The 25,963-nt window shown below is 60.5% G+C and carries 19 protein-coding genes; 11 read left to right on the top strand and 8 right to left on the bottom strand.

All coding sequences use genetic code 11. The features are described 5' to 3' along the window. On the top strand, positions 1–307 hold a 307-nt coding region (locus H1B37_RS16960; RefSeq protein ID WP_220498239.1), incomplete at its 5' end, for a hypothetical protein. A gap of 476 nt (positions 308–783) precedes the next feature. Here H1B37_RS16960 and H1B37_RS16955 read toward each other — a convergent pair. Beyond that, entirely contained in the window at positions 784–3,234 is a 2,451-nt protein-coding gene (locus tag H1B37_RS16955; RefSeq protein ID WP_182867835.1) for an ATP-dependent helicase, read from the bottom strand. 185 nt (positions 3,235–3,419) lie between these two features. On the opposite strand from H1B37_RS16955, the gene H1B37_RS16950 reads away from it, so the two are divergent. The 5 genes from H1B37_RS16950 to H1B37_RS16930 all read left to right on the top strand — a co-directional run bounded on the left by H1B37_RS16950 (position 3,420) and on the right by H1B37_RS16930 (position 8,252). After that, positions 3,420–3,791: a DUF2237 family protein gene (locus tag H1B37_RS16950; RefSeq protein ID WP_147869221.1), complete on the top strand. Its 372-nt coding sequence runs from the start codon at positions 3,420–3,422 to the stop codon at positions 3,789–3,791. Between the two features lie 182 nt (positions 3,792–3,973). Continuing rightward, on the top strand, positions 3,974–4,876 hold the full coding sequence (locus tag H1B37_RS16945) for a tetratricopeptide repeat protein (protein WP_182867834.1): 903 nt from the start codon (positions 3,974–3,976) through the stop codon (positions 4,874–4,876). 471 nt (positions 4,877–5,347) lie between these two features. Beyond that, the gene (locus H1B37_RS16940; RefSeq protein ID WP_182867833.1) at positions 5,348–6,385 is read left to right on the top strand and encodes an RluA family pseudouridine synthase; all 1,038 of its coding nucleotides are present in this window, start codon (positions 5,348–5,350) and stop codon (positions 6,383–6,385) included. 69 nt (positions 6,386–6,454) lie between these two features. After that, positions 6,455–7,771, top strand: a complete 1,317-nt coding sequence (locus H1B37_RS16935) for a coproporphyrinogen-III oxidase family protein (protein WP_182867832.1) — start codon at positions 6,455–6,457, stop codon at positions 7,769–7,771. Continuing rightward, complete coding sequence (locus tag H1B37_RS16930) at positions 7,755–8,252, top strand: glycine cleavage system protein H (protein WP_182867831.1); 498 nt, start codon at positions 7,755–7,757, stop codon at positions 8,250–8,252. The genes H1B37_RS16935 and H1B37_RS16930 overlap by 17 nt, the downstream gene beginning before the upstream one ends. A gap of 183 nt (positions 8,253–8,435) precedes the next feature. Here H1B37_RS16930 and dnaB read toward each other — a convergent pair whose 3' ends face one another. Continuing rightward, the gene (gene dnaB, locus H1B37_RS16925) at positions 8,436–9,878 is read right to left on the bottom strand and encodes a replicative DNA helicase (RefSeq protein WP_147869225.1); all 1,443 of its coding nucleotides are present in this window, start codon (positions 9,876–9,878) and stop codon (positions 8,436–8,438) included. 320 nt (positions 9,879–10,198) lie between these two features. Then, on the bottom strand, positions 10,199–11,983 hold the full coding sequence (locus tag H1B37_RS16920) for a DnaA/Hda family protein (RefSeq protein ID WP_182867830.1): 1,785 nt from the start codon (positions 11,981–11,983) through the stop codon (positions 10,199–10,201). Between the two features lie 902 nt (positions 11,984–12,885). Here H1B37_RS16920 and lexA point away from each other — a divergent pair. Beyond that, positions 12,886–13,488, top strand: a complete 603-nt coding sequence (lexA, locus tag H1B37_RS16915) for a transcriptional repressor LexA (protein ID WP_182867829.1) — start codon at positions 12,886–12,888, stop codon at positions 13,486–13,488. A gap of 287 nt (positions 13,489–13,775) precedes the next feature. Here lexA and ndk read toward each other — a convergent pair whose 3' ends face one another. Further along, positions 13,776–14,234, bottom strand: coding sequence for a nucleoside-diphosphate kinase (gene ndk / locus H1B37_RS16910; protein ID WP_182867846.1), 459 nt, complete (start codon positions 14,232–14,234; stop codon positions 13,776–13,778). Positions 14,235–14,570: 336 nt separating this feature from the next. Between ndk and H1B37_RS16905 the strand changes: the two genes are divergently transcribed. Next, complete coding sequence (locus H1B37_RS16905; RefSeq protein ID WP_220498238.1) at positions 14,571–15,416, top strand: hypothetical protein; 846 nt, start codon at positions 14,571–14,573, stop codon at positions 15,414–15,416. A 140-nt stretch (positions 15,417–15,556) separates the two neighbouring features. Here the strand turns inward: H1B37_RS16905 and H1B37_RS16900 are convergent, their stop codons facing one another. Then, complete coding sequence (locus H1B37_RS16900; protein ID WP_182867828.1) at positions 15,557–16,567, bottom strand: hypothetical protein; 1,011 nt, start codon at positions 16,565–16,567, stop codon at positions 15,557–15,559. A 22-nt stretch (positions 16,568–16,589) separates the two neighbouring features. Next, positions 16,590–17,018 carry a chorismate mutase gene (aroH, locus tag H1B37_RS16895; protein ID WP_182867827.1) on the bottom strand — a complete coding sequence of 143 codons (429 nt, stop codon included), beginning with the start codon at positions 17,016–17,018 and terminating at the stop codon, positions 16,590–16,592. 245 nt (positions 17,019–17,263) lie between these two features. On the opposite strand from aroH, the gene H1B37_RS16890 reads away from it, so the two are divergent. Continuing rightward, positions 17,264–17,518, top strand: a complete 255-nt coding sequence (locus tag H1B37_RS16890) for a hypothetical protein (protein WP_182867826.1) — start codon at positions 17,264–17,266, stop codon at positions 17,516–17,518. A 357-nt stretch (positions 17,519–17,875) separates the two neighbouring features. Here the strand turns inward: H1B37_RS16890 and H1B37_RS16885 are convergent, their stop codons facing one another. Together H1B37_RS16885 and H1B37_RS16880 are read right to left on the bottom strand one after the other, a co-directional pair. Next, entirely contained in the window at positions 17,876–18,115 is a 240-nt protein-coding gene (locus tag H1B37_RS16885; RefSeq protein WP_182867825.1) for a hypothetical protein, read from the bottom strand. A 176-nt stretch (positions 18,116–18,291) separates the two neighbouring features. Further along, complete coding sequence (locus H1B37_RS16880; RefSeq protein WP_182867824.1) at positions 18,292–20,667, bottom strand: hypothetical protein; 2,376 nt, start codon at positions 20,665–20,667, stop codon at positions 18,292–18,294. Between the two features lie 589 nt (positions 20,668–21,256). Between H1B37_RS16880 and H1B37_RS16875 the strand changes: the two genes are divergently transcribed. After that, positions 21,257–22,849 (top strand): BBP7 family outer membrane beta-barrel protein, encoded by a 1,593-nt coding sequence (locus H1B37_RS16875; protein WP_182867823.1) that lies wholly within the window; start codon positions 21,257–21,259, stop codon positions 22,847–22,849. A gap of 358 nt (positions 22,850–23,207) precedes the next feature. Next, positions 23,208–25,901 (top strand): DUF1592 domain-containing protein, encoded by a 2,694-nt coding sequence (locus tag H1B37_RS16870; RefSeq protein WP_182867822.1) that lies wholly within the window; start codon positions 23,208–23,210, stop codon positions 25,899–25,901. Positions 25,902–25,963: the final 62 nt, after the last annotated feature.

Genomic DNA, 25,963 nt, shown 5'->3' with positions numbered 1-25,963 from the left:
GGCGGTGACTGAGATTACACCCGAGTCACTGGCGGCCTATCGACGTTGGCTCTATCACTATCGCAATGAACGCACCGGCAAGCCACTCAAGTTCTGCACGCAAGCATCGTATCTTTCTGCGGTCGCGCACTGGCTCGGTTGGCTCGCCGAACAAGGCTGGATTGACGCCGATCCATCAACGGACCTCGAACGCCCCAAAGGGTGTCGAAAGGGGACGGGGGTTGATTCCCGCAGATGCAGCGGCGGACGGCCGGACGGACGACAGGACCTTGCCACCTTGCGCCGCAATCCGATGACCACGCGGTAAACGAGCTGGACAGCGCCACTTTGGCGTCGCTTCGCTCGATGCGAGCGCGGAAAACCCCGGGGATCCGTATTCTGGCGAAGGTAGCTACGTTCGACCGGCAATTCACGGTGTTTCTTGAGCAAAGTGGCGTTGTCCAGCTAAGCGACCAAGCCGGGAGCGGGACGCTCGGTAATCCACCAACCGACAGTTTGTCTGCTCGGGCTAGGCCCGGCGTGAATCGACGGCGGTTCTCCGGCAGGCAGTCACAGGGATGGCGTCCAAACCGTTGGTACGCAGCCTTCAGGGACCTTCCAGCTTAGGACAGAGGCGAAACGCGACAGAGGCGAAACGCGACCAATCCAAATGTTCTGGCCGATTGGGTAAGAGGTGGTCGGTGGAGGGGTGTACGACGTCCTTTCGAGGTCCTCACGCTGAGCCCCACGAGCGACGGCCCCACGAACGACGGCCCGGTAGGACCATCGTCCTGAGCGGTGTGTTTACCCGACGACTTCCAGCTTGGCGAATGCGAGTCGGAAATTGTGCTCTCCGTCGGCGAATCGGACCCTTGCCATGCGTTTGGGGCCGAGGCCGCTGACGGCCAGGATCGTGCCTTCGCCGTAGTCGAAGTGCCGCACCGTCGTGCCTTCGCGAAACGCGGACAGCGGGGGCCGATTGCCGGACATCATGTCGGCCGCCGTTTTTAATTTCCCGATGTCCGGGATCGAGCCGGAAGTGGACTTCACGGCCGCGGGTTCATCGGCGACGGCATGAAATGTGGCCGTCGATTCCTTGGTTTGCCGTGACGGTCCATCGGCCGCTTCAAAACCATCGTCTTGGTTGATGTCTTGATTGATGTCTTGATTGACATCTTGGTTAGCACCGAAATCGAACGACACGTCGGCATGGGCGTCGTCACCGATTTGAATCGCGGGCAAATCCCAATCGCCGCTGCCGCTTTGATCGATGTGGGAATCGAAAAAGTTTCGTTCCACGGCCGACTCGATACGTTTCATCTCCTCCAACGGCAACTCGTTCAAGAACGGGCTGGGGATCACCGGCCGGGTGTCGCCGCGAATCATCCGCCGCTTACAACAACTCAGTTGCAACCATTCTTTGGCGCGCGTGATGCCGACGAACAACAACCGCCGTTCCTCTTCGAACTGCGCGTCGTCTTCCTTGGATCGTTTGTGTGGCAGCAGATCGTCTTCGACACCGACGATGAACACCCGCGGAAACTCCAACCCCTTGGACGCGTGCAGCGTCATCAACGTGACCCGTTGGTCGTTTTCTTCAAAGGCGTCGGTGTCGCTGACCAAGGCAACTTGTTCCAAGAACGCTTCCAGCGAACCGTCGTCGGGGTGCCGGCGGTCAAAGTCGACGGCGGCACTGATCAATTCGTCGACGTTTCCCAGCGGGCTGGAATCGTCGGATTCGTCGGCTGTTTTTTCCAGGTACTTGTCGTACTGCGACTCCTGAACCACAAACCGCATCAACTCCTCCAGCGGCGCGGTCGCGCGGGCGGCGATTCGATCATAGATCGCGACAAACTTCTTGACCATCGTCACGCTGCGTTTGGCCAGCGACTCGATTTCATCGGCACGGCGAGCGGCTTCCAACATCGGGAGGTTGTGCCGGTCGGCAAATTCTTGCAGCCGCTGGACCGTCTTGGCGCCGATCCCGCGCGTCGGCGTGTTGATCACGCGCGCAAGCGCGACGTCGTGTCCGGGGTTGTTGACCAGATGCAGATAGGCCAAGACGTCCTTGATCTCCTTGCGTTGATAAAACTCGACCCCGTTGACGATTTGGTAGGGAACGCCGCGTCCGCGGAGGGCGTGTTCAAGCGAGCGGGTGAGCGAATTCATCCGGCAGAAGATTGCGAAATCGTTCGGCCGTGCGACGTCCGACGCGATCGCGGCGACGATTTCGTCGGCGATCGAATCGGCTTCCTCATACCCGTTTTCGTACCACCGCAAGATCACCGGTTCACCTTCGTCGTTGTCGGTGAAAAGGTCCTTTTGTTTGCGGCGGCGGTTGTGACGGATCAATTGGTCGGCGACGCGTAACACGTTGGGTGTGCTGCGATAGTTTTGTTCCAGCCGGACCGTTTTGACCGCGGGGTAGTCCTTTTCGAAATCCAGGATGTTGTTCAGGTCCGCGCCCCGCCAACCGTAGATCGATTGGTCCGGATCGCCGGTGACGGACAAATTGGGATGATCGATCGAAAGCGCCCGCACGATCGCGTATTGCGCCAGGTTGGTGTCCTGGTATTCGTCGACCAGGATGTAGCGGAACCGCTGGTCCAGCTCCCCACGCAGTTCGGGATTGTGCCGCAGCAGGTTCGCCACGTGCAGCAACAGGTCATCAAAGTCGACCGCGTTGGCGGTCAGCAGTTGACGCTGGTAGACCGGATAGACTTTCGCGGCGACGGTCTCTTTCGGCGAGAGCATCTGCCCCTGCATGACCTCCGGTGTGACCAATTTGTTCTTGGCCTTGCTGATCAAGCCGGCGATTTGATCCGGCGATGCATGCGTCGTCGAAACGCCGGCTGCTTCGATCGCACGCTTCATCGCCTGCTTGGAATCCGAGGTGTCGTAGATCGAATAATTCTCTTGCAGCCCCACCATCGACGCGTAACGGCGCAGCAATTGTGCACAGAAGCGGTGGAAGGTGCCCATCCAGACGTTTTGCCCGGGCGCGAGCTTTTCCAGCCGCAACCGCATTTCATCGGCCGCCTTGTTGGTGAACGTCAGCGCGGCGATCTGCCAATCCGGGATGTCCTGGGACAACAGGTACGCGATGCGGTGGGTGACGACCCGCGTTTTTCCACTGCCCGGGCCCGCCAGAATCAACATCGGGCCATCGACATGCTGGACGGCATCGCATTGCGGGGCTGTTAAATCGCGGAGCAAGGCGTCACGGTTGCCAGCAGCGCTGTCGGGATCATCCATGGCGGGGTCAATGTCGTGAACAGAAATCGGGAAAAACGCAATCATCATAGCGAAGTACGACGCCCAGGCCATGACGCTGAAATCGCCCGCCACCGACCACGGGACGGCCGACGAAGCGTTACAATCAGGGGCATCCGCGATGCACGACCCTCTGCCCCGACTCTCCTTGAACCCTCTCCCCCCCAATGGCAAAAAACGTTCTCGGAACCGACTTGGAAACCTGCAGCACGGATCCCTTGACCGGGTTTTACCGTGACGGGTGCTGCAACACCGGCGCCTCGGACGCCGGGCTGCACGTGATCTGTGCCGTGATGACCGCCGAGTTCCTGGAGTTCAGCAAATCGCGTGGCAATGACCTGAGCACGCCCAACCCGTTGTACCGGTTCGATGGGCTGCAACCGGGCGACCGCTGGTGTTTGTGTGCGGCACGCTGGAAAGAAGCCTACGACGCCGGCCAGGCGCCCCAGGTCGTGCTCCGCGCCACCCATGTCTCGGCGCTGGAATTCGCCTCGCTGGAAGAGCTGCAGGAGCACGCCGCGGACGAATCGGAGCGGTAGCTTCGGCGAGCTGGGGGACTTGCGGCAGCCTGGGCCTTCTATTGACGATAACTTTTTGTCGCTCCTATACTCCGCGATTGACACTTGTGCGACATTGTTGCTGGCCCAGCCAATTCGCTTTCCACTCGTTTTCTCCAACGCTATCGGCTCGTCTCGCTTAGACAACGCGGACAAGACCACTCATGAAAGATCGCCAGGCCCAACTGGAACAGAATATCGTCGCCGAGAATTTGGCCGGCTTTTACAAGAAGATCGAGCCGTATTCCAAACTGATCCTGACCGTGTTGGTGGTCATCGTGGTGGGGCTGATCGGTGCCGGGCTGTACTCCAGCGGCGAAGTCGCGAAACGCAGCGACGCGACGTTGCAATTGCTGATGGAAAACCCCGAAGTCGCGTCGCAGTACCCCGACACCGTCGCGGCGGCATGGTCGCTGTTGTTCCAGGGCAACGACAGCTTGGCCCAGGGCATCAATTCGCTGTACCAAGACCGCGACGAAGCCGAAACGCTGCTGTCCCAGGCGAAAGATCAATTCAGCGACGCCCGCGCGGCATCGGACGACAAATTGTTGCTCTCGCGAGCCAACTTCGGTTTGGGCATGGCCGCCGAATCGCTGGGCGAAATCGATGCGGCGATCGAGGCCTACAAGCGGGCCGTGGATGCCAACGAATCGGAGCAAATGGTCGCCGTCGCTCAAGAACGCATTGATCGATTGTCCAACCCGGACACGGTCGAGTTCTTGGCCTGGTTCTCCGATCAAGACTTCTCACCGGCCGACCCCTCGCTGCCGCCGGAGCTGCCCGGTGCGTCGACTCTGCCCGATCTGCCCGACTTGGATCTGCCCGATCTGAACCTGGGCGACGACATGAAGGCGAGCGAAGAACCCGCCGCCCCGATCGAAGGCGGCCTGGAACTGCCCGAGACATCGGAACCGGAAACCACCGAACCGGAAACCACCGAACCGGAAACCACCGAACCGGAAACCACCGAACCGGAGACTGCGGCAGCGGAAACGCCGGAATCCGCGGAGCCGGAAACGGCCAGCGAAGAGACGGCTGAGGAAGCAAGCGAAGACGCTGCCGAGTAGTCCAGCCCCGGTCGCGGCGTCACGCGCTCACGCTTTTCACCCTCACGGCGGCGTTTGAAGGCTTCGCCTTGGAACGCACTGCAAGTGTGACACCCGCCACACGTACCAGGCACAACCAGCGGCGAAGCATGAGCTGCGCAAAATCGTGGGGCGTGCCATCACAATATCTTTGCCGAATCGTTTCTTAGCCGCCTGCAGAAGTCGGGTAAGAAGATTTTTGGGGTAAGAAAGTGGTGAGCTGCACCATCCATTCGATTGAGCCAATTTTCTTACCTCCAAAATCTTCCTACCCCTCTACTTGCTACGTCGAAAAACTCGTACGAATTGAAAGGTTTTGTGCGGCCCGGCGGAGCGTCTACGCCCCCGTTCCCAGACTGTGCCCCTTAACGAGGCGTGAAATCCTACGCTCACTGCTGAGTGCCTAACGAAGCTGTCCAGTCACCAACCGTGAACACCGTGTCCCCTTCCGACATGTCCCCTTCCGACAACGACGTTGCCATCTCTGACTCCACGCCGCAAGACGACGCAGCCGAACCGGTGTACCGCGACTTCGTTGTCTCGGACGCCGCGGCTGGCCAGCGCATTGATCTGTTTCTCACCAGCGCCTGCGACGGTTACAGCCGCAGCCAGATTCGCCAAGCGGTCCAGGAAGACGGTGCGGAGGTCGATGGACGAACGGTGCGTCCGAGTTTTCGGATCAAGGCCGGCCAATCGATTCGATTCCGTCTGCCCGAAGCGTTTTCCGATGAAGTCATCCCGGAGAACATTCCGCTGGACCTGCTGTATGAAGACGACGGCTTTGTCGTCGTCAACAAGCCGCCGGGGATGGTGGTTCACCCCGCCCGCGGCAACTGGCAAGGAACGCTGACGAGCGCGCTGGCACACCGTTTTCAAAGTCTGTCGGATGTCGGCGGCCCGACGCGACCGGGCATCGTCCACCGACTCGATCGCGACACCAGCGGCGTGATCGTCGTTGCGAAAACCAATGCGGTTCATATGGCACTGGCCCAGCAATGGCACGATCGTGAAGTCGAAAAGGAGTACTTTGCGATCACCGTCGGCCGACTCGATCGCGACCGAGACGTCGTTGATGCTCCGATCGGTCGCCACCCGTACCAGCGCGACAAGATGGCGATTCGCGAGAACCATCCGACCACGAAACCGGCCAGCACGTTTTACGAGGTGATCGAGCGGATCGGGCGTTACAGTCTGGTCCGTGTTCGCCCCAAGACGGGACGGACCCACCAGATCCGGGTTCACTTGGCCCATCTGGGCTGCCCCATCTTGTGCGACCGACTGTACGCCGGACACGCCGTGGCCACCGAATCATGGTTGCGGGGCCAGGGCTCGATCGATGGCAGCCGGCAAGTGTTGGACCGCCAGGCGCTTCATGCGCGACGGTTGACGCTGTGCCATCCCCAAAGCGGCGAATCGATGACCTTTGAAGCCCCCCTGCCGGATGACATCGAGCGAACGATCCAGGTGATCCGCCAACGAGACCACCGATGACTCCGGGGGTGACGACCGGTTACAATAAACGCCGTTCACTTCATCCCACGCTCTCGCCCAAGCCAGCCCATGTCGTCCGCCGCAAGCGATTCGAAAACCGAAGTCGGCAGCTATTTTATTTCGAACTACCCGCCGTACAGCCAATGGAACAAAGATGCCTTGGACGCGGTGGTTTCGGCACTGCATAGCCCGCCCAAAGAGACCACGCCGCTGGGGCTGTACCTGCACATCCCGTTTTGCCGAAAACGCTGCAAATTCTGTTACTTCAAGGTCTTTACCGATGTCACCGCGCCGGAAGTCCAGCGGTATGTCGACGCCCTGTGCAACGAGATCTCGATGGTCAGCGAAACGGCGATCATGAAGGATCGGCCGTTCCGTTTCGTCTACTTCGGCGGCGGAACCCCCAGCTTTTTGTCCCCCAAACAGCTGACCAAACTGGCCGAACGTCTGCGCAAACACATCACCTGGGACGGTGCCGAAGAGGTCACGTTTGAATGCGAACCGGGGACGCTGAGCGAAACCAAGGTCAAAACGCTGCGTGAAGAACTGGGCGTGACGCGGTTGAGCTTGGGGGTGGAGAATTTTTCGGACACGCTGCTGGAAGAAAACGGCCGCGCCCACCTGTCCAAACAAGTCTTTCGGGCTTGGGAATGGATCGCCGAAGCGGACTTCCCCAACGTCAACATCGACCTGATCTCGGGGATGGTCGGCGAAACCTGGGACAACTGGAAAGACAACATTCGCCAGGCGATCGACATGTCACCCGAAAGCGTGACGATCTATCAAATGGAGTTGCCGTTCAACACGGTGATCAGCAAGGGGATCCTGGAAAACCACACCGAAAGCCCCGTCGCCGATTGGGCCACCAAGCGGGCCTGGGTGGATTACGCCTTTAACGAATTCCTTGACGCCGGCTACAGCATCAGCAGCGCCTACACGGTGGTCAAAGATCCCTCGAAAGTGAACTTCTCCTATCGCGACAACCTGTTCAAAGGCGCTGATCTGCTGGCCACCGGAATCGCCAGTTTCGGACATGCCAGCGGCGTGCATTACCAGAACGTCGCCGAGCTGGAAAAATACCTGTCGACGATCGAATCGGGATCACTGCCGCTGGGACGTGGCTACGTGCCGACCGACCATCAACGGCTGATCCGTGAAATGGTGTTGATGCTGAAGCTGGGCTATTTGGAACTCGATTACTTCAAGAACAAGTTCGACGTGAATATCCTGGAACGCTGGCAATCGGAGTGGGACAAGTATGTCGAAGACGGCTGGGCGACGGTCAACGGAGACCGAATCGAATTGACCCGCTACGGATTGCTGCGGGTCGATGCCATGTTGCCAGTCTTCTTTGAACCGGAACACCAGAATGTCCGATACACGTAGCACCGATTCCTTCACCTTTGCGATGGGGGAATTTGACGCCACGTTTCCGCTGGACCGCCGCTACGCCAAAAACCACATGTGGGCCAAATGTGTCTCGGCCGCCGAACCCGCGGCGCCGGCGACTTGGCGCTTCGGGCTGACCGCCTACGCCGTCCGTTTGCTGCAAGACGTCTACTTCCTGGACTGGGAAATCGACGTGCCCGAGTCGGTCCAGCAGCGACAGATGATCGGTGCGATCGAGAGCAAGAAGGCGGAAAGTGATCTGTATGCGCCGGTCACGGGAACGCTTTCAGCGATTAACGAACACGTCCTGGCGGACCCGTCGTTGATCAACGCGGATCCCTATGGTGCCGGCTGGATGATCGAACTGGCCGTGGCGGACGACGACACCTCGCTGTTGTCGCCCGACCAATACGCCGAGCACCTGACCGAAGCCTGGGAGATCGCCCAGCGCACGATCAAGGGGCAGGCAAATTTCTAGGGTTCTTTCCGGAAGAATCCGAAATTCAAATTTGCCGAGACTCGTCACTCAAATCATTTCGCAATTTGCACTGTTCATTTTGCAATTTGCAATCGTTGCCAGCCCACCCGTTTCAGACGCCAGGTACTTTTCATCAGACCAAATGGTTGATCCTACGACGAACACCAGGCACAGAGCGTCGGATCAGAAACCGCCGGGCGCCGTGAATTCGGCGTAGTCGCTGAATTCATCGTGGTGTTCGGGGGCGCGGTTGCTGAACCGGGTGAAGTCGGATTCCCAGGTCAATTGCACGTCGCCGACCGGACCGTTCCGCTGTTTGGCGATGATGATTTCGGCTTGGCCGGCGTATTGGGCGCGTTCTTCACCGCGGTGGTAATACTCTTCGCGGTGGACAAACATCACGACGTCAGCATCCTGCTCGATGGCCCCGGATTCACGGAGGTGGCTCAGCTTGGGGCGGTGATCCTTGCTGTCTTCGGCCTGGCGATTCAACTGGGACAAACACAACATCGGCGTTTCGAGTTCACGCGCCATCCCTTTCAACCGCCGCGCGATCTTGGCGACCTGCTCCTGTCGCGGGTCGCGCGAGTTGTCCGGTTCGATCAGCTGCAGGTAGTCGATCACGATCAACCCTAGGTTGCCGTGGCGTCGCTTGATGCGTCGGGCCGCCGCGGCGATTTCGCTGACCGTCCGGCTGGGTGAATCATCGACGAAGAACGGCGCGGTGCTGATCTCATTGGCCTTGTTGATCAAACGGGTTTGATCGTCGGCGCTGATCGTTCCGTTTCGCAGTCGGTGTCCGTTGACGCGGGCCAGCGAACACAGCATCCGGTCGGCCAATTCGATGCCCGACATTTCCAAGCTGATGAACAGCACGGGTTGCTGCATTTCGATCGCCGCGTGTTCGGCGATGTTCATCGCCAGCGCGGTTTTGCCCATCGAAGGCCGGGCGGCCAGGATGATCAATTCGCCGTTGTGCAGCCCGCCGGTCATGGTGTCGTAGTCGGCAAGCCCCGTCTCTACCGTCCCGTCGGTGACTTCGCCGCGCAAGCGGGCTTCCATCCGGTCCATCGCCGCATGCAAGACATCGTTCATCGAGTGCAACGAGTTGGACGATCGACCGTCCATGATCGAGAACACTTTCTGTTCCGCCTGGGCACACAACTCCCGCGCGTCACTGGACTGGTCGTAGGCGTCGCGCAGAATCTCGGTGCTGGCGTTGATCAAGTTGCGATAGACCGCTTTCTCGGAAACGATGCCCGCGTAATAGACTGCGTGGGCGGCGTTGGGAACCGCGTTGGAAAGCTTGGCCAGGTAGGCTGCGCCGCCGATCTTTTCGAATTCGTCGGAGGTTTTAAGCCGCGAGACGAGCAACATGACGTCGATCTTTTCGCCGTTGTCGTACATCTCGCGCAAGTGCGTGTACAGGATCCGATTGGCGTCGTCGTAGAAGTCATCGGCCTTCAGCGACGCGGTGTCGTCACAGACTTCGGGCAACAACAGAATGCTGCCCAGCACCCCCATCTCCGCTTCCAAATCGTACGGGGGCTGGCGCTGCAGGATTTCGGCGGCGGACAGCGGTTTCTTCTTTTTTTTGTCCCACGGACGTTCGTTTTGGTCAGCCATGAAGATTCCGATCCCTGGAAGGTTTTGAAGAAGCGTCCGTTAGCATACGCCGAGTGATCGTCACGACAAGGGTCCGGCGAAACGACAGAAACTGTGTTTCAAGTTGGGAGTTGGGAGTTGGGAGTTGGGAGTGGGGAGTGGGGAGTGGGGAGTGGGGAGTGGGGAGTGGGGAGTAGGGAGTGGGGAGTGGGGAGTAGGGAGTAGGGAGTAGGGGAGTTGTCCAACGAAAGATGGAGGAACCTTGGGAATGAGAAAATTCCGGGCCGGCGTGTGCAAACCCCAAACCCGAAACCCGAAACCCGAAACCCAAAACCTGAATCCTAACCCGACTTCAGCATCGATTCGATGCGTCGGATCGCTTCGTCGGCCGACAGGGCGGCATGGCCTCTGCCGACGCTGCGTCCGGCGTCGAGCCATTGGCGGACGCGTTGACTGGCCAGGATCGCGGTGCTGTGACTGCGTCCCCCGAAGTGCCCGCCGATCTCCGAAAACGCGCTGCTGGTCATCTCGCGGGCCAAGTACATCGCCAGCATTCGCGGCTCGGTGATCGACTTGGTTTGTGAACCGGACTGCAGCGATTTGGTGTCCAGCTGGAACACCTTTTCGACGGCGCGTTCGATGGAGGAGAGCGTGATCGGGACACCGGAGGAACGGAGCAGATGGGCACCGTGCTGGCGGATCTGGTCCATCGTCGGCATCTGGCCGTACATCCGTTGCAGCAGGGCGACCAGATTGACGATCCCGCTGAGCAGTCGCCCGTCGCCGCCGGCGACCGAGGCGATCTCCTGTAGGGTCTGCTGCGGCCAGGGGATCAGACAGCGGTCTTCGGCATAGCGGGCCAGCAGTTGCTGCCGTGTCTGGGCGTCCAACGCTTCGACTTGGCAGACCAATCCGGAAGCCAAACGTCCGGACAGCTCGCCGCCCAATCCGTTGATCTCGTTGGGGGCTTTGGTCCCGGCGAACACCAGCGGCTTGCCGACTTCGGCCAGCATTTCGATCGTGTGATGCAGCTCGCGGATCGTCGCCTTTTTCTCCACGAAGAACTGGATGTCGTCGATCAGCAGGGCGTCGGCGTCGCGAAAGCGTGATCGGAACGCGGGCAAGCAATTTCCGTTGAGTGCTTTGATGAAATCGTTCGTGAAATCTTCGGCCGACAGGGAAACGACCCGTCGCATCCGATGCAGGCTGCGGAGCTTTCCCGCCACGGCGTTTAACAAGTGCGTTTTGCCGGATCCCGGCGGCCCCCACAGCACCAAGGGTGACGCGGTGCCGGGGTTCTCGATCGCCATCTTGCACGCCGTACGTGCCAGCTCGTTGCACTGGCCGCCGACGAAGTTTTCCCAGTTGCATTCGCTTCGCTGGGGCGGGCCATTGCCGGCCGAATCGGGCGTCGAAGGCTTGCCCGCGCGGTGTTCCGCCGCGGGCTGGCGGGCGGGTTGGTTGTGGGCGACGTCGATCGCCAGCGCCGATGTGCTCTGAGACGATGTGCTCTGAGACGATGTGCTCTGAGACGATGTGCCCTGGGACGAGGTGGCGGAACCGGGTTTCGGTCGGGCGGGTTTTCGCGAGTCGGTTCCGTCACGCAGAATCGACTGCAACGACTGGGCCCCGCGGTGATCGCGACGACCGGATCGCTTGGCCGCCGAAGGACGGGGACGCTCAGCAGCCCGCGGGGCAATTCGCCGGGCAGGTTCGCCGGAGCCCGTTTGATTGACGGCGGGGCTCGGGCCGACGCCGACCGCGGTGTCTTCGGTGGCAGTGCCTTCCTCGGTGAAGGGCAACTCGGCCTGACGCGTCGGACGGTCCTCCACATGGATTCGGATGGCGGTCGACGTGCCACAGGCTGACGCGGCGGCGCCACGCATCGCGGACAGGTAATGGTTGCTCAAACGGTCGGCCGCGAACTGGCCGGCGGCGATCGCCACGATCGAACGCGGCACCGTCGGCGATTCCGGGGAACCGGCAGCCGATTCGGCCGCTTCGAGTGCGAAGCGGACGCCCGAGAACCAAATCTGGAAACGCTCCTGTCCCACACGTTGCTTCAAAGCCTCCTTGAATGTCGCGATGACGTCCGAGTCATCGGTGCAGCCGTGCGGTGTGGACATACCGGGAGCGCAGTCCTCCATCATGGATGTTCGCGGGATCGGTCGGGATCCGATCAGATGACACTGACATGCGGCCACGCATCAAAGTGCGGTGTCGGTCTGATCGGTGGGGATTGTCGGGTGCCGATCGATCCGGAAAAGCAGCCAAAGCGTTGGCAAGAAAAGCAGCCAACCTAGCTCCGCTGGGTGGCATTTCAGCCTCCCGGATCGACAGGGTCTCGATGTTCGCGGGTGAAGCGTTCGGTCCCCCCGGTGGTGCGGCCTACGGTTCGTACCGAGGTCGCGGTGCTCTGGGGCGCGATTTCTTCACGTCGCGTTCATCAAGTGGGCGAGATTCTATGTTTGCTAGCACGCAAGTCAAACCGATTGCTAGCAACTTGCGAAGGCTTTTTTTTTCGACGCGGAGGATCATTCAGCTGGGGCAATAATTCCCGGTCGCATGCCCCTGGCGGTGAACGCCGGCCGTCAAACCTGGCCACCTTGTCAGGGTTTTCCGGTGCGTGGAAAAAGTGTCGAACGCTTCCGGGGCGGCTGTTTTCGACGTCCTGGCAACCGACGCAACCCCTTTCCTGAACGTTGTTTACGAAACCCTCGTGACAATCGGAGGCGAAAATGGGCCATCTGTCGGGGAGCGTTTACAATTGGCAGTGGGCCAGGAAATTCCTGCGCCGGTGTGATCCGAGCGTCGGGCAATCCGAGACGCTGACGATTAGCATTACAGTATTGGACAGATGTGCTCCTAATCATTTAGGCAGTCGTCCGATTTTCCTTTCAAGTTTCCGTCCAGATCCACTGGGGCAGCATCGAGCGGCGAGTGCGGTTCGATAGACTCGATCGGGTGGACCGGATATACTCACCATGTCGTCACGCCGACGGCATCACACCGTAAATTGAGAAGACTAATGGGGACCAAGCAACTCACCGACCGCCAACGGCGGGTATACGAGTTGATTCGAGAGTTAATTCTCAACCGGGGCTACGGACCGACCGTTCGCGAGATTGGCGAGGCATTTGGCATCAAGAGCCCCAACGGGGTGATGTGCCACTTGCGTGCGTTGGAGCGCAAGGGTCTGATTCACCGCAGTCCCAACAAGTCACGTGCGATCGAGCTGACTGAAAAGATCGACCGTCAGCAGCACAGTTTGCCGATGGCCGGGATGGTCGCGGCGGGGACGACGGCATTGGCGTTCGAGCAGAGCGACACGATGGATTTCAGCGGCATGTTCTGCCAGAACGACCGCTTCATCCTGCAAGTGTCCGGGGACTCGATGATCGAAGCCCACATCCAGGACGGGGACTTTGTCGTCATCCAAAAACAGGAAACGGCCGAACCCGGCCAGATGGTGGTCGCAGAACTCCCCAGCGGTGACTCGACGCTGAAGTTCTGGTTCCCCGAGAACGGCCGCATTCGGCTGCAACCGGCCAACGCCGAAATGTCTCCGCTGTATGTCGAGGACGCCAAAGTCGTCGGTGTCGCCGTCGGCGTCGTCCGAAACGGGCTGTAACGCCGGCGCGGATCGACGATGTCACGCCGCAGGCTTCAGAACCACGAAACCCCTCCCGAGCGAGGGGCACACGCATCAAGTTAAGAAGAAACCCTCCCTGGAAGGGAGGGTCGAGCGTAGCGAGGGGAGGGTCGATTGGTGGTGGCTGAGTGCTTCCGAGCCGCAACGAACCCTCCCCGCGTCGTCGCGTACTCCTCCGCGACCCTCCCAGAGGGAGGGTGACTTCACTTGTTCGCTGACTTGAAGTCTTACCGCGATGTCCAAGACCTCCCTTCAGCGACTCTTTCCTATTCGTCGGCGGCCCGCATGAACGGGGTCAGAACCGGCTCGTAGCGGCAGAATTCGCTGTCATCGAAGTAGATCTTCAATTCTCGCTTGGCCGCTTCGGCACCGTCGCTGGCGTGAACCAGGTTCATCTGGCGGCTGCTGCTGAAATCGCCGCGAATGGTCCCGGCGGCGGCATTCAGGCCGCTGGTGGCGCCCAGCATGTCACGGACGACTTTGATCACGTCCAACCCGTCGATCGCCATCGCGACGATCGGGGCCGACGTGATGAACGACTCCAGGCTGGGATAGAAGGGCTTGTCGACGTGTTCGGCGTAGTGCTTTTTCGCCATTTCCGGGGTCACGTTCAGCATCTTCATTGCAACGATGTTCAAGCCTTTCGCTTCGAACCGCGCGATCAGTTGTCCCATCAAACGCCGTTGGACCGCGTCGGGTTTCAGTAGAACCAGGGTGCGCTGCATCAGATCACTCATCAAAAATTAACTCCACTCGTGCCTGTCAAATGATAGCGGCACCGGCGTAGGACTTCCTGCGGAGCCGTTTCGAAACGATTTCAGGACGAATTATCAGCTTCTGTCGCGGTTGCGCGAAGCGGGTATTAAGCGAAGGCTGGGGACGTGCTAGATTCAGCCCCGCAACGGGATCGCAGAAGTGTTTGCCGGCGTGTCGCGCGCCCCAAGGCGGCGCTGTTGGTGCCCGGGGCCCGTATGGGCTGTTGATGCAATCCCGCATGCGTGATCCCTGGATCAGGCTTTCGGGGCTGGCACGATCGGAATGAGTTTGAAACAGCGGTTTAATTGACAGGCCGAAGAGGCCCGGACCTGTGGGTTGAATCGACACAGCAACGAGAATTGAACAAAGGCGACACGATGACCGAAGAAGAGCAGCATGACGACGACGCATCCCAAGGTGACCCGTCGCACTCCCACGCCCACGCGCATTCCCACGGGTCAAGCGGCAAGAAACGCATCTTGCTGGTGCCGTATCCCAAGTTCATTTTCATGTACCCGACGTTGATCGTCGCGATCATCGCGACGTTGGTGTTGTGGCTGGGCGGACATTCGATCGCCGATCCGAACAACACGACACCGGTGGTGATGACGGGGCTGTTCCTGTGCGTGATGATGGCCAACCTGTTTGTGATCGTGTTTGACTTTCCCCGCGCCACGTCGTTGACGCTGGTGTTCGTCGTGACGACGGTCGCGATGGGATTGTGGCTGTTGTTCCTTTCGCGGCCCGATCTGTTGCCCGCCGTCGGTCACTGGATCAAGGGGATCCGGCCGGTCGCCAACACGACCTTTTTTATGTGCACGACGATCGGGATGGTGTTGATGTACGCCGCGGTGTTTGTCAGCACCAAGTTCAATTACTGGGAACTGTCCAACAACGAATTGTTGCACCACCACGGACTGCTCAGCGATTTGAAACGCTACCCCGCCCCGAATCTGCGGGTCGACAAGGAGATCAACGACGTCTTTGAATACATGTTGCTCGGCGCCGGGCGATTGATCCTGCACCCGACCACCGAAAAGCGCGCGATCGTGCTCGACAACATCCTGTTCGTGAGCAAGAAGGAAAAGCAGATGACGAAGATGCTGGGGTCGATCAAGGTCAAGATCGGCGACGACAGCGGTAGCAACTAGTATTCCGCGACCGTTTGGTTTTCGGGTAGCGGAACTCGCCAAGAGTTTCGCGCTGGCGTCGCGACGTCGCACAGGGTAGCCCGAAAGCCTTGGCGGCTTCCGCTACGGCTCGCACCCGAAAACTGAGCTGCGACGAAGCGCTAGCGGACGGATCGGTTGTCGCTTGCGTCATCCTCATCACGCATGCCTGCCGTCTCCGGCCGCTTGCGAAGCGGGGCGAGCATGCGGTCGAGGGCTTTGAGCGCGACCGGCATCGCCGCTCCGGCGTCTTTCCATTGGTCCCACCAGTTGGCGACGACCGCGCCGACCGATTCGTCGCCGAGCCGCCAGAGGGCCACGGCGGTTTCGATGGGCAGCGGATCGGCGCGAAACAGTTCCAAATTCGCGCCGGCGGTCAACACGACCGGGACGCATCCGAGATCCCACGGCAGGGAGGTTCGCCGGTGCGTCCCGGAGCCGAAATCTTCGGGATGGCTGGTCGCTTCGACGTGCCCGAGCGTGGCGGCCAGGTGACGTCCGACGGCGACTTGCGTGACCCAGAACGCCAGCCGAAAGATTTCGCCGACGGACGGATCGGCGTCGGTCAACATGGCTTCGATCCAGACCCGGCATTGACCGGAATCGAATCCGCCGTCGCCGCCACGCACCGGTTGGACCAACAAGCAATCGACATCGTCGGGCCACCACTTTTCCGGTGGCGTCGATCCCCAGATCAGCCGCGCCGTTTCGATCAACAACCCGGGTCCGTAGGTTTGCCAACGGTCTTTCAACGGTCCGGCGCGGAGACCGAGCTGTTCTTTCAGTTTGGGAAACCGCTGCTGATACACGATGCGGCATTGATCCAGTTGGCTGCCCAGTGCGGCGGCGGTCTGGTCGATTTGCAGTTCACTGCAACCGGCCGACGCGAGGGCGGCGGGGCACGCCTGGCGGGCACTGCGTCCGGCGGCCACTGACGCAAACAGCGCCGACCAGAACGCCCGGACATCGGTCAGTGCCGAAACCAGCCGCGTGTTGATTTCGCTGGTCGGCCCCAGCAATGCAGACTCGGTCCGCTGGTCGCTGCAGACCCCGCCGGTTGCGACGACAAACGACGCGTGAATCACGCTCAAGTCGACCGCGGGCTGAAATCGGAGGTTTGATTTCTTGGCCAAGGCTCTCAGACTCGTGGGACAATCAGGGGGCGGAAGACAGCTGGGACTGAATCCATTGTTCCAGCTCGTCAAAATCAACGGGCGGAAGCTCTGACAAATCCGGTCGCAATTTCACCGCGTCGTGCAAATAAAAGTGCTGGATTTCCTTCTGTGATTTCTCCGTATTCCAGTGCAACAAGACACGGATGCAGCGGGGCAACGATTTTTCGACGGTGATTTCGTAGCCGCACAACAGCGGGACCTCCAGCCAGCCGAGCTGTCGCGCGGCCAGTGCCGGAAATTCGGCCGTCAAATCCTTGGTCACCGTGAAGTAGGCGCTGGCCAGGTCCGCCGTGTCGATCCCGTTCTGGCGGATCATCAGCGCCAACAACTGTCGCGTTGCCAGCAGGATTTCGTCACGATCATCCGACGGCACCGTTGTCGCACCGCGGACACCTCGACAAGCCAACATACTTTTTGATTCCTTTGGGCATTGGACCATTCACTGGGCGGGCGACGCCTGTCGCTCGCCAGCCCCCCCGGTTGACCGCCCGCCCGATTGGGACGGTGAACCGATTGGACGGGTTTTTCGACGCCGATTTAGCCGTAGAAAGCTTCCTCGGAGACGCCTACTATAGGGGCCAATTGGCCGCGCCGATAACCGTCTTACCGCACCGACGACAATCGACCACACATTTCTGAGACCGGAAACCGAATATGAGTGCTCACCGTTCGCCCTATCAAGAACGAATTATCAAGAATTACTACCAAAACCGGGATTCGATCGGGATTCAAAAAGCCCAAGAAGCGGTCACCGAACTGTACCTGAGCCAAGGCAAGAAGCGCGAAACCGTCTGGAAACGCCTGTGCAGTCACCTCGAAAAGGCCGGGCTGTCGGCCGAGCAGATCGAGCATCTGCGGGAAAAAGATGATCCCGCACTGGTCGCCGAAGCCATCGGGAAACTCGCCTAGGGGCGACAGCGCGTCCGCTTCGGCCGGACGGCATGCGATGAAGCGGTTGATTCATTGCTGCAGCGAATCAACCCTCCCGCTGGCAGGGTGCCGAAGATTGAGCGACGACGCGGGGAGAGTTCGCTGTGGCTCGAGTGTACTCAAACACCACGGTTCGCCCCTCCCCTCGCTACGCTCGACCCTCCCTGTCAGGCAGAGTTAATTTGAAATACCGCACGACCTCGCTAGGGAGGGTTTTGGGCGGCGAAGCTGGCCGACTGCGGAACTCGCCAAGGGTTTCGGGCGGGGCAGCAGGGGCGCGAAACGCTGGGCGAATTCCGCAGACGCGATTTTACACCGGCAGTGGGCGTCCACCGGCTAGTTGCGGTCGCTTTTCTCTTGAGCGCGAGCGGCTTTCAGTGCGGCGGCTTCACGAGACAGTTTGAACTCGGGACCACTGGGGAAGTACTGCACGTCGTCTTGCAGATACCAGGGGCTCGGCAACGTCTGCCCGTTGATGCCCACCTGGCAACCGGTCGTACCGGCCAGGCAGGTGCCTGCGAGCAGAGCGATCGCGGTAACTCGTGTGATGTGTCCAGATGTCGATTTGCGGCTCATGGCTTCCATGCCTTGTGTGAATCGTCACGTACCAGGGCGATCGAGTCAACTCGATTCCCGTCACAACCGGTATCGGATGAATAACCGGCAGAGATTAACCGGGCATCGAAAGATTGTCGAAAAGAGTGCCGCTGCGGCGCGATTCCGCCATCGAGATCTGAGGGAATCCCATCGGGCTACTCGGCCGTTGACGTCGTCCTCAGCAGGGTTTGAGACGCATCGGGCCATTGCACAAACGCGTGCAGATCCAATTTAACGCTCTCGTGGACTCGGATCGCCAACTCACCGAGCATGCTCATGCGGTCCAGCATTGCATCCAGGCGGTCAAGGTCGGCATCGATCCGCTCTCCCCGCCCCCGCATCATCTTGCGTTCCATGGCGCTGGCCGAGTCGTAGCTTTGCTTGAACAGATCCCGTTGCAGCAGCAGGCTGCTGCGATTGCGGCTCAACCGCGTCTTCTCTATCACAAACCTCGTTTGGCTGAGGGGTGACCAGGGCAGCGCGGAGTCCAATCGAGCGCCGTACTGCAGGCGGCAGGTGAGTTTTCGCGAGCAATCCACGTCCACCTTGACAGCAAATGCAACCGTTTCCCCATCGGTGGGCGTCAGGATCGCGATCGCGGTCCCGTGACGAGCCCGATCAAGATCCAGCGGCGTGTGCCAAGCCAAGTCGATCGAGTCGGGAACTTGCAGGTCGATTTCCAGCCGCGCGACGTCGGGTAACAGCGGGCCGCCGAGTTTCCAGCTGGGCCGCAACTGGCGGGGGTCCATCGAGATTGGATAGGCGTCGGTTTCGATTGAGGGTCGCAGATAGACGACTTCACCGCCGGCAAGGACCAGGCGACCGTGCAATAATTTTTGGGCCAAGCGGTCCTTGGACGCCGACTCGGACCACCGAAGCACGGTTGTTGGACCGGACCGGGTCAGGTGTGCGATCCGATTTCCGCTCTCCTGATTGATCAACTCGACCGTCCCGTCATCGCCGGGGGTGGACAACACGATCGGGATCGGGCGGGGAAATTCCAGTCGTTCGATCGCGGCTCCCGTCTGATCGATCACGGTTTCCGCGGCGGTGTCGTTGGCCGATGACAATTCGACAAATCGGTCCTGCGACGGACGCGTTTGCTGGGGGGATTCGGCAACGTCTTGATCCGACGCCTCTCCACTGAGTACGGCTTCCAGCGATTGATCATCATTCGCATCCCCTGCGGTCAAGCCATTCCCAGCGGCCAAGCCGGGCGGACTTGAGCGTGGAGTGGGGGCTGCCGGGGAACTGCCGGAAGATCGCAGCGGGCTGGCGATCTGCATCGTTTTCGCAAGATCGATTTCATCGGGCGACGCAGTCGCCGGCTGGGTGGATTCCGACGGCGAATTGTTCGCCAGCAGTGCGTCCAGATCGTCCATGACGTCAAATCCACCGCGCCGGGTGCGGTCGTCGACGATCCCATCGGCGGCAGACTCGAGCGAGGGCGCGTCGTCGCGATCGCCGCCGGCAAGTTGTCGTTCGCGAAGTTGGGGTGTCGTGTCTGGCTCACCGCGATCCGCTTCGTCTGGGGCAACGTCTGGCGGCGGCGAAAAGCCATCGGACTGCATTTCGGTCACGGGCCTTGGGGCCGTGTTTAGAGTTCGAGCGGATGCATTGGCGCTTGACGAACTCCCCGCACCAGCGATCGATTTCGTTTCGCCGATGGAGGCTTCACGGCGTCCCAGTTCCGCCTGGTGTTTCCGCGACTTCGCGATTTGAATTCCGCCCACAATCATTGCCACGGCGGTGACGGCGGTTGCCAGCCCCAGCGTCAGGTTCCAATTGAACCTCCGATCCCGCGTGATCGGCTGCGGTTTGCTGGGACGGATCTTTTGTTCGGGCGGATCGGCAGGCAGGATCGCGTCTTTGCCGAAACGGCGCACCAGCGACTCGGTGAATTGTTCGATCAGTTTTTCGCGCCGGTCCCGTTGGTCACCGGAGAGCGTCGGCGTGTATTGATCATCGTCAGCGTGCCGCCGGAAACGCAGTGCGAATCGAGCCTCTGCCTGGTCGACGCGGAGCTGGCGGCTGTGGTGGGTGATCGCTGGACGCGGGACGCCGAGCCGATGCTGGAATTGGACGGCCAGTTCGTCGACGCTGACGATTCCTTGACCGTCCGGCAGAATTTCTCCCAAGTACACAAGATCGCCCTGTCGATCGATCGCCCAGGATTCCAGATCGATTGCGGCGATCGAGCCACCGTCGGCCAGCAATCGGCGGCATGTTGCGTTGAAACGTTCGCCCAGTCGCGAGGCGAGATCGGGCGGGGGCGTGCCGAGTCGTCGCACCAGTGATGCGACCGTTTCGATGGCGGTCGAATCCGATGGCCGGGCGAGATCGGTTTGTGGCCTGTCGGTTTGTGGCCTGTCGGTTTGTGGCCTGTCGGGGACATTGCTTGGTTGGCCGCTCGCCGGTCCGTCCGTCTGGTCACCGCGGCGTTTGGCCTTTCGATTTCGCTTTCGCCGCGACGACGACGAACCGCCAGCGGGTCCGTTGCGTTTCGGTGCGTCGGGCGAAGGTGGTGACATGACCGTGCTTGGGATCCGAGCGATGGCGGGCGTGGAGGGGCGCTGGCTTGCGTCGCAGTTTCCTGCGTGGTGCTCGCATGGAACGGTTGGGGCAAACCGTCAGGGGGACAAACACCGCGCCATTGTCAACCGAAGCGGGCCGGCGATCAAACCCCGAAGCGCCGTGTACCCCCGACGGAAGTCAAAAAAAGCGTGACTTTGCGATTATCCGTCTTGACTGCTACAGATTTCCTTAGTGGTTCTACCGGAATTAACCAAACCATCGGGGTGGTTTGTGCCGATAAGTCCGCCTGAAGCGATTTTTTGGAGGCATCCGCTGTGCCGATCGCTGTCGGAAACCTGCCGACAGAACGCACCATGGCGAGCCGACGATGATTCGTTTCGACATTGAATTACCAGGGGGGAAACTGGTTGATCGCCGCAAACCGATGCGGCAACGCGTCAATGCGATGCATGAGCGCGCGGTCATTTCCTCTCTCCATATTGCGGCTCGGGATCCCAGCGTGACACAGGTGTGCACGCATGGCTCGGGCGAACGAGCCCCAACAGCGAGGCGGCTGCGACCGCGGAGACGTTTGCGATGCACCGAATGATTCGAAACATGGTCAACCGTTTGACAAACACGAACAGCGAAGCGGGAGATTCCCGTCTGCCCGCTGCCAAACCTCTCCTCGGTCTTCGCCGTGCCGGTTCGGCGCTGGTGGGGACCAGCTTGGCGGTTGCCGCGGCGATCTTCGCCGGCGGCCTGCTCTCGGGCGAGGCTTCAGCACAGGGCTATCCCTCGGCGGGCGTCTCGCTTGCCAACTATGACTTGGCCGCCAGCGGCTTTGTCACGCCGGCCGGCATGCCGCCGATCGGCGCGCCCGGCATGATGGGCATGAGTGGCTCTCCGGTGATGCCGGTCGGCTACAACGGGTATGGATGCGACACGGGCAGTTGCGACACGATGCCGATGCAAGCCTGCATGGACCGGATGGTCTGTGGGACCTGTGGCGGCGGAGGCGGTTGTTCGTGCAACAGCTTCTTGGGCGGCGGCGGCGTTCTGGGCAAGCTCCGCAACGGCGGTTCGGCGTGCCTGTTCTGTCGCGGTGCCGGTTGCACGGCGTGCAAAGAGTTGCCGTTCGGCTATGCGGGCTCGGTGCTCGCCGCTGCGGTTGATTTCTTGCGGCCTTATGAAGAGGCGAGCATCTGCAATCAACGCTGGTACGACCTGAGCGTCGAAGCCTTGATCTTGGACCGCAACATTGGCGGTTCGGTGCCCGGCGTGATCACCACCTTGGGCGTCGACGGAACGCCAGTGTTGACGCTCGATGATGTCGGTGCCGACGATCTGGAAGCGGGTGTCCGGGTTTCAGCCGCGATGATTTTCGGTGTCGGCGGCAACTTGGAACTGAGCTACCTGGGCGGCAACGAATGGAGCGGAACGGGATCGGCGACCTCATCCACGCCGAACCTGTACTCCTTCATCAGCGACTTCGGCACCAACCCGCCGGACGACAACGCGACGCCGGGAATCAACGAAGCCGGCTTCGACGACACCGACCGCTCGCTGTCGCAAAGCCTGGTCGCACGTAGCGAGTTCCACTCGGCCGAATTCAATTACCGCCGACGAACGATGTTCCCCTACTGCCGCTTCCAAAGCTCGTGGTTGGTCGGACTTCGCTACATCCGCTACGACGACTCGTTGCAATATTCCACCCTGGGCGACAACACCAACACCGGCAGCAACAACGGCCTGCGGTTCTATGATTCGACCTCCAGCGTCAAGAACAACCTGTTCGGTCCCCAAGCCGGTTTCGACTTCTGGTGGAACACCTGCCCGGGACTGTCGATCGGCTTCGCCTCCAAGGCGGCTTGGTTGCAAAACGACATCGACCGCAAGACCGCCATCACGGCCAACTCGCTCGGCTTCGGAGCAACTCCCGGTGGAGCGACGCTGGATGACGGCGACCAGGACTCGACGTACATGTTGGATTTCGAACTGCAAGCCGTCTACCGATTCAGCCACTCGCTGTCCCTGCGAGCATCCTATTACGTGATGACCGTCGACGACATCATCTTCGGAGGCCTGGATGCGGAAACCTCTCGCAACATTCTCAACACCAGCACACTGGATCGACCGTTCATCTACGACGGACTGGACCTGCAAGGTTTCACCGTCGGTGCCGAGTACATGTGGTAGGCACAGCAAACGATCGACAATCATCCCACCCCGCTCGGATCCCCGAGCGGGGTTTTTTCGTGCATCGGGGGTATGGTGTTCGGCCGGGTTGTCTGTCATGCGTCTGGCACCGTCCTTTGCAGTCGCGACGGCGCAATGGGACCAATAACGTCTGGGTCCCATCTGTCCTCTTGGTCCTATCGAGTACCGGCTCCCGCGTGAAACCTGATCCCCTTCCATTGCTGGCCCGCCGGTGATTGCGCGTGCAATTCTCCGGTCATCCGATATAATCGACCGTCCCACCTCACCGCCGTGCCCCACCACAGTGCCGGCCCCCGCCTTTGATTAGTCCGCCCCCATTGGCGGATCGTGACGTGCCATGACTTGTATTCTGCTGCGATTCCACTCGGCCGCATGGCTCTCCATTCTCCTGCTGGCCACGCTGACACTCTCGGGTCAGGCAGCAGATTCGCTCGAAACCGCCACCGAGGCCCCCCGGTCGTTCCAACAAGCCCGCGCGATCGGGCTGCAGCGTTCGAAGCTGCTCGGCCGACACCCCACACCGGTGGCCACCGACGCCAAGCCGAATCTGGACGAATTCGCCCGAACCATCGGGCCGATCCTGGCCCAAGCGTGTGCCGATTGTCACGGCGCCGACACCCAAGAAGGGAATGTTCGGATCGACACGCTCAACCCTGACCTGATCAACGGCAACGACATGGACTGGTGGTTGGAAGTCCAGGCGGTGGTCAGTAACAACGAGATGCCGCCGCCTGGGGAAGGCGAATTGTCCGACGCCGATCGAGCCAAGGTTGTCCAGTGGCTGTCCAACGAGATTCAAGTCGCATCGATCGTGCGTCGGGCCTCGGGAGAACACCATTCCTTTCGGCGGATGACCCGTTACGAATTCAATCACGCGCTGCAAGACCTGCTTGGTCTGCCCTATGACTTTGCCAAGGACCTGCCGCCGGAAGCGCACTCCGAAGAAGGGTTTCAAAACAGTTCCGAGCTGCTGCACATGTCGGTCTCTCAGTTTGAATCGTACCGACGGTTGGCGCGTCAGGCATTGCTGCGAGCGACCGTTCGTGGCGAGCGGCCCCCAATGCTGCATTGGGGCGTGACCATGAACGAAGCCGGACGAATCGATTGGGCGAAACAGCAGCAACAGATTGACAAGGCCAAGGCGGAGAACGCGGACGATCCGGAAGCTCAACAACAACAGTTGCAAAAGCTGGAACAGGGATTCCGCCAGCGGCACAACGTTCCGTACTTCAAAGACCTCTCCAACGGCCGGACTGTTCGCGTCAGCTGGCAGTACCGCAAGGCGACCTACGCGCACAAGCCGGCTGCGTCACCCCCACCGATCCCCGAGTCGGCGGATCAGATCGCCATCCTGCCGCGTGGGCGAAACAACCGCTTCCGGATCGAACTTGGAAACCGGGTGCCGGACGAAGGCACGTTGCGTGTCCGCGTCCGGGCGGCTTGCGAAAATGCAGACGAGGCCAGCCCGCCGAGCTTGAAATTGCTGTTCGGCTGGCAGGCGAGCAACGAAGGCCGCGCGCTGCTGCCGGTCGGTCGGGCGGACACCCCGATCACGGCGCCGCCCGACGCGCCAAAATTCTATCAGTGGGACGTGCCGCTGGGTGAGATCTATCCGCGCAACTCGGTGCGAAAGACTTCCCCGTTGGGGGCGATGCCCAATCCGTCAGAATACATCGCCTTTGTCAACAGTTCGGTTTCACAAGGCCCCATCCGGATCGACTATGTCGAAGTGACGGCTCCCGTTTACCCGCAATGGCCTCCGAAATCGCACACGCGGATCTTCTTTGACAGCCCCCATCGCGATGATGAAACCGTCTATGCCCGCGAGGTGCTGACCGGGTTCATCGAACGCGTCTGGGGGCCGGCGATCGCGCAAAACGAGATCGATCGCAAGCTCGAATTGTTCGCGACGATGCGGCCACAGTGCGACAGTTTCGAAGAGGCCATGGTCGAAGTGCTGGCAACGGTTTTGGCGTCCCCGCGTTTCCTGTACATCGTCCAAGACGGCGACGATGACGTCGAAGGACGCGCCCCGCTAACCGGCCCGGAACTGGCGACACGATTGTCGATGTTCCTGTGGTGCAGCATTCCCGACGAACGGCTGCATCGGCTCGCCGCCGACGACACGCTGCTGGAATCGGAGGTACTGCAACACGAGATCACGAGGATGCTGGCCGACGACCGCGCGAAGCGACTGTCCCAGCACTTTGTGCACGGGTGGCTGGACATGCAGTTGCTCGATTTCCTGAACGTCCCGCGTGCGGTGGAACCCTTGAAGGAATCGATGCAGCGGGAACCGATCGAGTTGTTCCATGAAATGGTTCGGAACGACGCCAGCGTGATTGACTTTCTGCACGCCGACTACACGATGGCCGATGAGCGACTGGCGGTTCACTACGGGCTGAGCGATGTCAAAGGAAACCACTTCCGCCGCGTTGATTTGAATCCCGCCGGTCGGCGTGGTGGTCTGTTGACGCAAGCGGGATTGCTGGCGATGAATTCCGCAGGTGAAGATTCGCATCCGCTCAAACGAGGCGTTTGGTTGCTGGAATGTTTGCTGAACGATCCGCCGCCGCCACCTCCGCCCGCCGTTCCGGAGATCGATCTGGCCGATCCGGAGATCGCCAAGATGACGCTGAAGGAACAAATCGAAGACCATCGCAATCACGCCGCATGCATGTCCTGCCACGCAAAGATCGATCCGTGGGGCATCGCGTTTGAGAACTACGACGCCCTGGGCCGGTGGCGCGACAGCATCGGCGGCAAACCGGTCGATGCAACGAGCACGTTGTTCAATGAGCAGGAGCTTGACGGCATGGACGGTTTAAAGCGATTCCTTTTGGAGCAGCGTCAGGATCAATTCGTGCGATCACTGGTTCATAAGCTGACCACCTACGGTCTCGGCCGGTCGCTGACGTTCGCCGATCGAGCTGGTGTGGATGAAATCACCGCCCAGGTGCGTCGCCAAGGAGACGGGTTGGCGACGATGATTCGGTTGATCGCCACCAGTGAATTGTTTCGAACCAAATAGCCCCCCACCCAATCATTGCCCACGCGGCACGTCGTCTGCCGCGCCCACTCAGGAGAGAACCG

The organism is Stieleria mannarensis (assembly GCF_014154935.1).
Lineage (GTDB): Bacteria > Planctomycetota > Planctomycetia > Pirellulales > Pirellulaceae > Stieleria > Stieleria mannarensis.
This window is presented reverse-complemented; position numbering and strand designations above follow the sequence as displayed.